General features: G+C 47.6%; 4 protein-coding genes. All 4 read right to left on the bottom strand.

Features of this window, described 5'->3' with window-relative positions; translation table 11 throughout:
- Nucleotide 1 precedes the first annotated feature (1 nt).
- Nucleotides 2–4,138 (bottom strand): T9SS type A sorting domain-containing protein, encoded by a 4,137-nt coding sequence (locus IS446_RS04705; RefSeq protein WP_203058855.1) that lies wholly within the window; start codon nt 4,136–4,138, stop codon nt 2–4.
- Between the two features lie 6 nt (nt 4,139–4,144).
- Entirely contained in the window at nt 4,145–6,214 is a 2,070-nt protein-coding gene (locus IS446_RS04700) for a fibronectin type III domain-containing protein (protein ID WP_203058854.1), read from the bottom strand.
- Nucleotides 6,214–10,980 (bottom strand): hypothetical protein, encoded by a 4,767-nt coding sequence (locus IS446_RS04695; protein WP_203058853.1) that lies wholly within the window; start codon nt 10,978–10,980, stop codon nt 6,214–6,216. The genes IS446_RS04700 and IS446_RS04695 overlap by 1 nt, the downstream gene beginning before the upstream one ends.
- Nucleotides 10,981–11,199: 219 nt before the next feature.
- On the bottom strand, nt 11,200–12,510 hold the full coding sequence (locus tag IS446_RS04690) for a serine hydrolase domain-containing protein (RefSeq protein WP_203058852.1): 1,311 nt from the start codon (nt 12,508–12,510) through the stop codon (nt 11,200–11,202).
- Nucleotides 12,511–13,088 lie beyond the last annotated feature (578 nt).

Genomic DNA, 13,088 nt, shown 5'->3' with positions numbered 1-13,088 from the left:
TCTAGGACTTCACCACCTTATACACCCGGCTCCCCAGATCAGTTTCGATAAGCACTGCATACATGCCGGGAGGTGCCCCGGACACTTCGATCTGTTTTTGGTAGCTCCTTTTTCCCATATCGGCCACCTGGGAGATCATTTGATTGTTCGCCAGGCTGTACACCTTAACGCTCAGACTTCCCGCTTCCTGTAGTTCTACTTCAAGGTTAAAATAGGACGCTACAGGATTGGGATAGATCTTTGGAACCGATGTCCATATCCCGGAAATTCCCAGGTCTGTATTCGTTCCGGGTTCAGGGTCGATCACCCGTAAGGTCTTGACCACCGTACTGCTGCACTCCCCATTGGTGACACGCATCCCTATCTCGTATTCGCCCGGATCCTCAAAGTAAAAAGAAATACCGTCTGCGGTTCGACCGGTAATAATAGCCTCCTCGGGTAAATCCCATGCTACCTCCTCCGGAACTGGCATGGTCACGTCTATAGCCAATACCTCTTCTCCGGTGAGCACATCGGTAGCCATGACAAACTCCGGTATCTGCACCTCCCCTGTAAACACCACCTCAAAAGGATATTCCAAAATACACGAATCTTTAATCACCCTGAGAGCGTACTTGCCTTCATTGTACAAGGTTACCGCCGCATCTTCTGCTATATATTGATCGCCCTGCCACCATTCATAAATAACCCCGGGCATAACATCCGGTACCCGGAGAACGGTATGTGCTCCGGAACATAAATAAACAGTTTCCGGGATCTTCGGATCAGGAAGTTCCGGTTCAGGGATCACCACGGTATGCGTCTCCACCGTTTGTCCGTCTAAAAGCACATTTAAGGCATAGGTCCCCGCACACAAATCGGTTCGCGAATTGGCCCTGTTTCCATCAGGCCAAAGCATCGTAACCGGCCCTAAAACCTGACTAACCGAGAGATTTACCGCTCCATCACATGAGCCGGGACAAGAAGGAGCGATCACTTCAACATGAACCAGTTTCTCAGGTGCCAATGAAAGCTCATGGACTACAGAGCAACCACTTGAATCCCTGATCTCGTAATGATAGGTTCCCGGCTGCTGTGATACAATGACATACTCCGGTTCGGTACCCTCATACACAAGACTACCATTGGCGAAAACTTCGAAAGGAGGCGTACCTCCGGATATCTCTACCCTTACTTCACCATCGTTACGATCCACCCCGGTTGGTTCGTGAAGAACAACGACCTGCGCATACAGGTCACTGTTAACCCCAATAGTAAATTCCTGATACATCCTACAGCCTTTCTTATCGGTAATGATGGCTTCATAGGTTCCGGGGCCAAGATCTGAAACTTCCGATCCCGCTTGGCCGTGACTCCATAGCACTTCATACGGGGGAACCCCTCCCGCGATCTCCAAAGTAACCGCCCCATTATCCATCCCCGAACAGGTCACATCCATCACGTCAAAGGCTGTGATCTCCAATACAGGTGGAGCTATAACCTCTGTTACCTGTGACCTGGAAGTATTACCATAATGATCTGTAACCTGCAGGACATAACTTCCTGCATCTGCTTGTTCCAGTAACTCACCGGTTCCAACGGCGACCTCCTCTCCATCCTGGTCTATCTTAAACCACCTATACCGATAAGGCAATACGCCTCCTGCACCGGAAGCCTGTAATACCGCATCCGAGGAGGCATGACATCCAATAGACCCTATCTCAATGACGGCAGCGGTAAGGGGTGCCGGAGCTATAAGCTCAAATTCTTCGATCAGAACACATCCGGGCAAGAGCTCATCACCTGCATTTTCATCGACGACCATAAGGGTATACACCCCTTCATTCAATCCGGTGATCGCCGATGTATTTGCAGTAAATCCGTCAGGGCCTATCCATTCATATTGATATGGTGGTGTTCCCCCGGAAACGATAACCTCAATAGCCCCGTCTGAAGCTCCAAAAGCAGTAATAGGCTTTTCGATCACATCCTCAACCGTGATCTCCCTGGCAGGTTCTTCAACGCGAATGGGGGCTACCGCATTAGCTAGCGAACAACCATTGGCGTCGACCACCTCATAGATATAGGTTCCGGCAGGTAGCTCGTGAAGCACGGTACCCCCGGCTTCAAATCCGGGGTCTTCAAGTTGCACCCAGGTGACGTTATATGGCGGAGTACCTCCACTGATCTCCAATGCTATGCTTCCCGTTGCTGTCCCCTTACACCGAACATCACTTTTGGATGCCGAAACCCCGAGGGGTATTGGAGCATAGATCTCATACCTACCCGTAAAGCTATTTCCGTATTTATCGAACACAGTTGCCTGGTAAACACCGCTCCCGGCTTGAATGATCGAAGGATCGGTCCCGCCATCAGCCCACAAGTAGGTGTAGCTATTATCCCATTCTGAAGCACTGCCCGTACCCTGAATACGCAATCTGGTGGTTTCTTCGGCACACGCCAGTGAATCGGTCTCTGCGATAAAGAGCAGTCCCAGCGGTTCCGGTTCGGTCAATGTAAAGGGCTGAAGGGCTGTCGTGCATCCATTGCTGTCGGTTGCCTGGAAGGTATAGGTACCCCCTGCGATGTCTTTGAGGTCTTCTTCTGTTGAAAAGGACTTACCCTCCTTTTCCCATACATAGGTATAAGGTGGTGATCCCCCGGAAACAAGAACATTGATCGATCCATCGCTCTTCCCAAAGGCAGTAGGATCTGATGCCTTCATAAGTGTGGCTTCAATATTCGAAGTGGGTTCATTCAGGGTAATGGTGGTTGCCGTTTCACAATTATTAGCATCCCTCACCATGATGGTATAGGATCCTGCAAGCAGGTTATTCATTACCGGATCTGTTGTCCAGTTCGTTCCATCCAGAGAAAACTCGTAAGGCAATACGCCCCCTGCTGCCGTAAGTGATACAGAGCCCCCAGCCTCTCCTTTACACAATACATCCGATCCCTCAGCGGCTAACTGCAAGGATGCCGGTTCTGCGATCACAAAAGGGGTACTCTCCTTATAAGCATCGGGAATACTTTCGGGGTCATCCCCTCCTTCTTTCGTCATCCAACGCACCTTGTAGATCCCCACTCCTAAAGTTCTGCTCCAGGAATAAGACTGCTCGGGAAGGTCTGCAGAAAAAAGTGTTTTACTTTCCATAAACACAAACTCTTCGCCCATTTGCTTGTACAACATGAGCAACATTTTTTCGTCGTAGGTCGCGTTAAGAGATCGGGCAAAATCCAATCGGAAACTTCCCGACAGCTCTCCGTTACAAAAAATATCCTTTGGAACTACGGGACCGGCGAGGTCCGGTGAACAGCGGTAGACGGTAAAATTATAAGGGCCTAATATGGCCGTTCCGGTTCCCGGAACCTCCGTAGTGCTTTGGGTGGTAGAAGTATGAAATCCGCCATACTCCCCTCCCCCTTCGGCATTGAGCACAAACCTCAATTTGATGAATTCTGCTGCCCTGAGATTCGCCGAGGTATTTTGATCCAGAGTCTCGAGCGTGATATCCAGCGGATAGTGATTCGCATAGGGACCATCTAATGTACTCCATGAAGTTTCTTCATCGAGGAGGTACTCCCAATGCCCTCCCTCAACACCCGTGCCCTGAACGGGAAACAGGGTCTCACAAAACCCTAATGATTGCTCGTATTGCGTTACATTGGGTAACATCCAGACCTTCATTGCACTTAATGCTCCCTGATGATCGGGATCAGACAGGTCCCGGGAGAGAGCGTTCCCCAGAATTACCACGGCTCCCGGTGTCAGGACGACATCTTCTCTGCTCACCCTCGCCTGACAATAGTCTACCTGCATGTTTGTAAAAGCGTCCTGATCTTTATACTTCGCTAATCCGCAGTAATTTTCCTGGGTAAATCCGCTGTTAACGCTCTTTGTTCTGTATTCATAAAAAGAAACCTGTAGTTCCTTGGTATTCGTAGTATGTTGTTCCGTTAAGCTTTCAAGGCTCTGTGTAAACAATAACCCGGGAGTCCGGTTGGCATAGGTCCAGCAGGACGTACACGTACCTGTCCCATCTGCATAGCCATCATTAAAGGAATAATGGTATCCCATGGGGATACTAACAACGCGATAATCCTGCGCCGATCCAAACAAAGGGATCACCAAAAGCAAAAGTGATAATAGCTTCTTCATAGCTCATTAAAAGTTTATTGTTTCCTCCTCGAGCGATCTCCGTTCTCCCCCGGGATAAAGGCCTACGAGGAGGTATCCGTACGCATTATTGGGAGCTACTTCGGTATCGGTAAAGGTTTTAGCCTCGCCCTTAAGGGTCTTATATAAGCTGAGTTTCTCTCCGCCCTTTCGTCTGTATAAGCGAACTTCCAAAAGGCCAGGAACGTCAAAATTCCAATGCAACCGAATGGCGCGGTATTCCCTGTTGGCTGTTAGGGTAAGCCGACCGTAATCTATTGCGGGACGAGGCCCGGGAACGGTAAAGGTGAATACCTCCGATGGCGCACTTTCCTGGCCGTGTGTATTCAAAGCGGTCATGATGTAGCGATAGGTTTTACCCGCATGGATCCCGGAATCAGTATAGGTTGTTGCCTGGGCAATGTCGATTTCCGTGAGCAACTCCCATTTTCCTGCTGCGGCAAGTTCCTTATCCTGCCTGTACAATCGCAATAGGGAATTGTCTCCTTGTTCATAGACCGACCACCTCAATATCAAGCCCTTACTTAGCTCATATTGGTAATGATTGATCACCGGAGCTACCGGGGGAATGGCAAAACTTAGTGTCACGGTATCAGAAGGGATCGATTGATTATAGCGTTCATCAACTGCCCGAACCATAAATCTTGCATGTTGCAAGCTGTTCTTCTTCTGAAGGACATACACAAAATCAGGAGATTCGATAGGAGCCTTATTCAATCTGGAGAATGCAGCGCCTTTTGAAGGAGCAAAATAAATATCATACCCCAACAGATCGGATGCCGCAACGCCTTGCCAGGACAGGTTGATTCTCGAATCATCTCCTATGATAGCCTTAAGACCTACGGGATTTTCCGGCGGTATAGTATCGGGAAGCTGCACAAAATAAGCCGGCGATTCCAGGCTTTGCTGATATTGATCTACCGTGTGTAATTTGTAATAGGCTACCGAACCCTTTTGCTTGAAGTGAATAGCCCCGGCGTCTTTATCGATTCCGGATCGTATCTCATTATATGTTCCATGAGGATGGGAAGAAGCATACAATTTCAGTTCCTTTAATGCAGTAGTCGGAGGTGTTTCAAACTTCCAGGAGAGGGAGATCTCACCACCATCATAAGACTCATGACCAACGATCCTGGCACGGGTAGTAAAAGGAGGGTTCAAAGCGACTTCAAACCCTTCCGAAGGTGGCCCCGTTATCCCAAACACATTGACCCCCCTCAAACGGTACCGGTATAAACCAAAGGCTTCGGGCGTATCAGAATAGGTGATATTTCCGGAAGCGTCCATCGAAAGAGCCGTTACAGGGGTAGTGCCAGGAGGACGATAGTTAATACCATCTTGTGATCTCTCGATAACATAGGCGGTATAGGTTTTCGCCAGACTGGTGTAATTCCAGGAAAGTCTGATCGTACTATCAATGGCTATGGCAGCAGGCGGCTGAGGCACAGGTAATACGGTTCTTTCTGAAGCATTGACAAATCGCATCCCTGAAACTCCCACCTTATGATCAGGGGTATGTTGTTGCAATTGATAAAGATACCCTTCATTTGGATCTACCGCATGATCTGTAAACGCAAGTCCTGCCAATTCTGCTGCGGTAAAGCTCATATCGCAAGCATAAAGGGAGAAGGCATACCTTTTGGTAAGCTCATCGGTTTCCATGATCACCTGGGCCGCAGTACCCAAACCACCTCCTCCGGAAGTCAGGAAGCTTTGACCATGAATGGCCTGAGCAACAACCGCCACCATCGCATCGGTGGTCATGGCTTTTTTCCACTGTTCTTCGGAAGTGGGAAGAATGCGTTCTTTCAGCACCAATACCTCCGGCACTTCCAGCAACTCCCCATTACGCGTAATGGTCTTTCGGATCAACCGGTACCCGTATTGCAATCCATCTTCCCACAAGTACCGGTTTCCCGGAGCCCATCGAAGTTTAATATGATCGTTGGCTACATATACCTTGACCATTAAGGTGTCATTGGCCGTATGCTCTCGGGCAAAAACCACACCTAACGAACACAACAAAAAAGCCATAATAAAACAAACCTCCTTTTTCATTAGAATGTATTTAGATAATCTACTCTCACCCTGTTCCCTGTTGTTCTGTAAGGCAGGATGTAACTAAAATAAACCTTGTACTTTTCCGTGTTCACATAGGGGAACACCCCATTGATCAGGTATTTATACTTTTCAAACATCTCCCGATCCACGGCCGGACCATTAAGATATCGCGCCACCAACTGCTGCTGCAGATCGGTGAAGTCTTCCTTATAGGTGCGGGCCAGCCTCCACTGAAACGGAAACTGACTTCTGAGAAAAGAATGATCTTTTGCAGACCTTGCCAGGCTGGTGTAGATCGCAGAAGGAAGCACCGCCCGTACCGGCACAAAACCATATACGGTAGTATCGCGACTGAAACGGATATGGCCTTCCAGCGGATACCGGTCATACAGTAAAGGGGCGATCTCCTTCTCGTAATAATCATCGGTCATATGGGCAGCGACCCTGATCAAAGGTTTTCCTCCATTGTACCTTGCTGGAGCCAGGTCGTGGATATCCCAAGGTTCTGCCTCCCTGGTATTGATCACGAATCCCGCTACGTCGTGTTCGCCATCAGTAAAGAGGGAATGCCCGGCAATCTCCTGTGCCCGTACTTTTTCCTTAAAGGTGGCATACCTGCTGGAAGTAAAGGAGAATTCAAGACGGGTAAATACGGCGTCGTTACTGACTGAACTCTGGATCTTATTGGCAGATACCTCGAGTGCATCACCGGAGGTTTCATATACCGAAGCCCCTTTACTACTTCCCTGTTTCAAAGCCCCGGCGATCCATTTGAAGGTATACCGGGTCTCCCCCTGAAGATCGGGGAGATCGAAACGCAACAGGTTATTGGTCTTATCATAGGTGAGATCCGACCCAAGACGACCTCCTGTTTCAGAAACAAAGATCAGTCGGTTGTCCAGGCCATCATTAAAGAGGTAATCCTGTCCCTTTTTTAATTGTATATATCCCTTTTCAAACTCCCCGGTAAGCACATATTGCTGATCGACGGCCGGGTACATGGTCGCAATATTAGCAAAGGGAATGGACGATGGCGCATCGCCGGTTTTAAAAGTGATCTTTCGCTCTTCATAAACCTCTACCCCATCCTTGTAAACCGGTTGCCATACCCCGTTCGCATATTCCATAAAATTGAGCTTGACCCATACCAGCAGCTCCGTCCGTTCCGGCAATATGTCGTTACCACTCCATGTGAGCAGGTCTCTGTCCTGATTCCAAGAGAGTTTGCCGTCAAGTTTTTTCTTATCGTTATAAACCACCAGGGTATCTAAGAGCGCCTTGTAATATTTTTTCCCGGAAAGGGTCTCTACCCTTAACAGTTCTCCTTCGGGTATGTTCAAAGCGACATTAACGGTCTCGAAAACATTAACATCGGTCCCGTCCTCCCGGGGGGTTACATCAGAGATCATGGTAATCCCTTCCAGGGCCTGCTTTTCGGTGAGTTCACAGGGTTCCCCGATAACCACTTTGACCCTGGTTTTAATTCGTATATGTCCTAAAACCTGAAGTTCAAGGCCGGCATAGCCCTTTATGAACCACGGATTAGGAAGCTCGGCCTGTGCCAGTAAAGCCATTCCACCTCTGAGCACAGGGATATCCATATTCATAAAGAATACATCGATCCGCACACCAATGGCTCCTTGCAAATAGGCATAGGCCTGACCACTCGCGTACCAGCCATTCATGCCAATTGGTCCCGAGTCGCCCCTGCAGGCCGTATTGCCAAAATTCTTCATCATCAGGTCAAAACCAACACCGGCTTCAACATTGGCATAGACAAGCCCCCAGTCAAAGCCCACTCCCAGCGCAAAAGAAGCTCCAAAAGCATACCCCTTACCCTCTGCAAGGTTTTGAGTATAGCTCCTGTTCAATTCGAGGTCAGTTCCTTGAAGGTTGAGCATATCGGCAATATGTGGTGGCGGACTCGCTGGAGGAGGGAGTTGGGTACCAGTCATATAATAGAGGTTGGCCCTGGCCCGGAAAGGACCTACGGGAATATCTCTTACCCCAAATCGCCGATCGGGGGTCCCGGCATAAACATACCAGTTGTCTGGAGCACTGTAGAATTCCACATAACCCAATCGATTCTTTTCGCCATCACCCCTGATGCCTCCAAGATCGAGAAAGGCATCGAAGAGGCCCCAATATACCTTATTAACAAGATCGTAGTCTATAGCCACTTGCGCCGCAAAGAGCTCCTTCCCGGTAAGGAGATCAGGAAAAACCTCTGTTGCGAAATACCGTATGCCTTGTTGATCAATAGAAAGCTCATGAAATGATGCCAATTGCGTCTCCCTGTTGGATTGCATTTCCTGAACCTCCCGAAGATCACCAAGCGTATGTGGTTGTCCTGAAGCATTATCGATGGCATTCATCAGGGACGCTGCTCCATAGAATCCTATCCTGCGAATTCCTCCACCCTGGGAAGCCTTGTTAAAACTCATCTCTATACCGGTAAGCCCGGAAAAGGTCACGGCCTTTTTCACCTCAAAAGCTGCCATCGCCTTAAATCCAAGCGAGGTTGCGGCATCTGGTTCATAGAGAATTCCCGACGGATTAGTTCCCATACGATCATACCCTGCCTTTTTCATATGATGGAATAGTCCGCCGCTGATACTGTAGATCTTAAAAGGCTGGTTCCCTGTAGCCTTCGGTGCTCCATAGGCATCAACATACCAGTATTTTAATCCATTGCTCTTGCCGAACATGGCCCTTGCACCCACTTGGATATCCAGCGACTCAGAATACAAACGCATTTGTCCGCTAAGTGCATCTCCGTATTGCTCATGGGTATCGGTAAAATACAAACTCCCTTCAAGTTCAAAGTCTTTACGACGGACGGAAACAGCGACAGAATCTACCAAAAAGCTATCGTGATTCCAGCGCATCAGATCACCCTGAGTTAAGGAGGCTGTGATACGTAAGCCTACATCTCCTTTGATCCCGGAATCATCGAGGTTAACAAAAGTATTGAAACCGAGAACGGCAGAATGCTCATCAGGCACCTGAAGGTAAACATCGTGCACGCCCAGTTCGAAACCGAAGAACGATGGACTTCTAACTGTATCGCGGAGTGCGAGATAATCGACTTCCAGGTAGGGAGGTGCTTTGGTATTAAGCCTGAGATTCTGAAACTGCAGTCCCTGGAGATCGAGCTTTTCCATACCCGTTTTTTTCACATCACTAGCCGAGATCGTATCAAGGGTGGCAGAAGTATTTCCGTCAAGATCCATCACCCCGGTAAGGTGAGCCTGAGGAAAGAATTTAGAGTTCGCTACCTCCATACGCACGAATGATCCCTTGAAAAGCTTTGCCCTTGCGCGAAAGACATCAAAATTGATGTCCTTATCAACACCTACATCCAAGAGATATTCATTATGGGGAGAAATAAAGGCTTCATAAGGCAACGCATTCTTAGCTTTCCCGCTACTTACCGGTAAAATGATGCTCCCTGAAAAACCGGCCCCTGTAAAAGTATTAGCTGCGATGGCCGCCCGGATCCTGTCAACAGAGAATCTCCATCCCCCGGCAGTACCTTTATCCAGAGTGATCACGTTCTCTGCAAAGAAATCTCCGGAAACGCCATGGTTGTCAATAATAAAATCATTTGCTCCAATAATAATGCGATCGTCGGTATCTGAAACCCGAAATTCCCTGGGCAACATAACCGCCACTTCAGAAGCATAAAATCCCCTCCAGAGTTCACGCTGACCGCGTATCAAATATCCATTCTCTGTATACGACGGGGGAAACCGTAACCTGGGGATGTTACGGGTATCACTTAGATCAAGGGTACAATCCTTAAACTGAAACCCCCAACCTTTAAGTCCGCGAAATTCAAAAAGTGGAAGGTTCAAATTAAAAATAAAGTCGCCGGCCGTATTTGCCTGGACCATAAACTGAGCCCCCACATAACTCTTATTGTTAACCGGATTACTACCATTTGACGGACTTAATTGATCAGGGTAAGCGTATTCTCCATTTTTTTTCAGAGGTACGGCGATTTGTTTTGAAAGCCGTATGTCTGCCGCCAGGGATAGCTCTTGAACGTTTCCTTCACAGTCGATCACCATATAACTTTCTTCCGCTGGAGCTCCATTTCGGCGTAATCCCCCCATAAATGTCAATAACCATTGCCCCCCTTCCTGGATCACGGGGATGTCTTTTACCAGGTGTAGCCTGGCCTGTTCATAGATACCTCCCTTATGAGATAGTTTGACATTTGCGGCAGCGAAGAAAAGATCGGCATTGAGTTCCGAAAGTTCCAGACGAGCAAACAGGTCTACTTCTGCATACTGCCCATGAAATCGGGCGTTCATGACGCCTACGGTGAGCGCTGAATTTTGAGAGAATTGTTTTCTAATACCCACCGGAAAGCTCATAACCTCCCTGCCCGATAGAATATCCAAAAACCGCCTGTGCTCGTGAATTTCGTTAAAGATCTCTTTGGCTACAGCAATGATCGAATCGGTCGCGCGATCAGTGTGCAGTACACGGTTAAGGTATTCAGTAGTAAACTCGGCCAGCGGTTGGGCTGCTGTACCTACGGGAGTACCGAAGTCAAACGCGCTAACTTCTTCGAATGAATAGAACTGTTGTGTCTTGTTGGGGATAACGGGTATAGGTGGCGATCCTTTGGTGCTTTGTACAAGGCTACTATCCCGTGGATCGTTGATCGCGTCAAGGTCATGTTCCATGATCATGGCGTAAAAAGCGCATGTGTTCCACAAGAAAAGTATGAATGAAAGTAAAGGTCTAACCATGGATCAAAGGATTAATATTAGGCTGCTATTAATCAATCCTTCCCGGTTTTTTGACTAAGGGAATCCACAATATAGAAAATAATCTATATTATATCCAAATTTAACAGCAAAAAATAGAATAGGTAGTTGGATACCTTCGAAGTATACCTTATGACATAAGCCCTTACAACAAAGAGACCGCACCTGTGAACAGACGAAAAACGAAATAAAATAGAGTTCTTATTCCTGATCGTACTCGTAGAACAGTTGCATTAACCGCTCTCTGATATCCATTGCATAAATTTCCTGGTGACTTCGGGACGGATACACCCGGTTAGAAAGAAATACGAAAACCCAATCGCCCTGAGGATCTGCCCAAACAAAAGTCCCGGTAAAGCCGGAATGCCCAAAACTCTCCATACTTGCGGCAGGAGCCGGATATGCCTCGGTTAACGACCTGCTTTTATTATCCAGTAAAGGCTTATCGAACCCGAGTCCGCGTCGATTACCATTTTCAGGGTATTGCACCTTTGTGAATTCCCTGACAGTCTCCCTGCTAAGGATCTGCTCGCCCCTGAACTTGCCTTCCTGAAGATACATGTGCATGAGACGTGCTAAGTCTTCTGCCGTACCAAACAACCCGGCATTTCCCGAAATACCTCCCATTAGTGCAGCATTCTCATCATGAACAACACCTTTAACCTGTATATTTCGAAAAATAGTATCCCTTTCTGTGGGCACGATCATATTTTCCGGATACCATCCTTCTGGATTAAACATTAAAGAATGAGCCTTTATAGGCTCGTAGATCTCTTTGCGGATATATGTATGGTACGGTATCCCTGTCAGGTCTTCAATGATCTTTGGGAATAATAAAAATGATAACCCGGAGTATCTATATATTTTCTCAGGCTTTACTACAGAATTATCGATGGTCTTATACATCTCCTTCCTGAATTTCCTGGAGACATACATATCATCGGTTATTTTGATGGGATGGCTTTTGCTATATCGGCTATGAATATATCGTCTTTTAAACTTCCCCTTTTTGTCTCTAAGTTCATTGACAAAGACAATATAGGGATGAAGTCCCGCCTGATGAGAGAGAATTTCTCTTAAGTTTAGTGCTGCCTTTTCCGGATGATCCTTCCAGGATGGCCAATAAGCACTAAACGGAGTGTCAAGATCCAATTTACCTTCATCTACCAATTTCATGATCGCCGGTAAGGCTGCAGCGATCTTAGTTACCGAAGCCAGGTCATACAAGTCATTTCTGTCTACCCTGGTAATACGATCATAGCTGTGGTATCCATAAGTTTCATGGAACACCAGCTGTCCCCTTTTTACTACCATGAACTGGGCTCCCGGGAAGGCCTTATTGCTGATCGCCTCTTCCATAATGGCATTTACCCGCTCATGAATCTCCTTAAGTGAAGGATCTTCATAGATAGTGACCGGAGTAATATTCATATCATTTTCCAGAGAATGTTGTCCCAGCGCTGTTGTTATACAGAAGAATAAGGTAATGTAGAGGGAAAATGAAGTATTCATGGGTCAATCATTGGACCTCTAAAGTAAGAAAAATAAGCGGTAGGAGATACTGTGATACAGTGATGCTGTGATGCTGTGATGCTGTGATGCTGTGATGCTGTGATGCGGTTACCAAGTTACGAAGACTCCAACTCACAAATCAATCATAATGGTATTAAGAAACGTTGATGCATCAAATACCCCTTCCGACAGCGCTGAAAGCGCTGCCACCTTCCCCTGGGAGGGGAAGGTGATCGTGAAATTGGTAATAAGACGTTGGAGTTTTTAGCGAACCACCCCGGCCTTTTCCTCTCGCTCGGCCCTCCCTGGCAGGGGAAGGAGAATATTGTTCTAGTGATAAGACGTTAAAGTATTTGGCAACCCCTTCTTTCTGGCCAAAGGCCAGCCACCTTCCCCTGGATCAGGGGAAGGTGAACGTAGGATTATTGACAAGACGTTGAAGATTGGACGAACCACCCGGGCCTCTGGCCGCCCCTCCTTGGGAAGGAGGGGATAACTTCCTTCTTCTATACACATATGATCCATCGAAGTACGATCCCCTCCCCCTGATCCAGGGGGAGGTGGTTTTGCACAGCAAA

The organism is Robertkochia sediminum, assembly GCF_016786255.1.
Taxonomy (GTDB): Bacteria; Bacteroidota; Bacteroidia; order Flavobacteriales; family Flavobacteriaceae; genus Robertkochia; species Robertkochia sediminum.
This window is presented reverse-complemented; position numbering and strand designations above follow the sequence as displayed.

Bases quoted from the DNA above. Each gene is read 5' to 3' on its own strand.
- IS446_RS04690 (WP_203058852.1), bottom strand. From the start codon at position 12,510: ATGAATACTTCATTTTCCCTCTACATTACCTTATTCTTCTGTATAACA.
- IS446_RS04700 (WP_203058854.1), bottom strand. From the start codon at position 6,214: ATGAAAAAGGAGGTTTGTTTTATTATGGCTTTTTTGTTGTGTTCGTTA.
- IS446_RS04695 (WP_203058853.1), bottom strand. From the start codon at position 10,980: ATGGTTAGACCTTTACTTTCATTCATACTTTTCTTGTGGAACACATGC.
- IS446_RS04705 (WP_203058855.1), bottom strand. From the start codon at position 4,138: ATGAAGAAGCTATTATCACTTTTGCTTTTGGTGATCCCTTTGTTTGGA.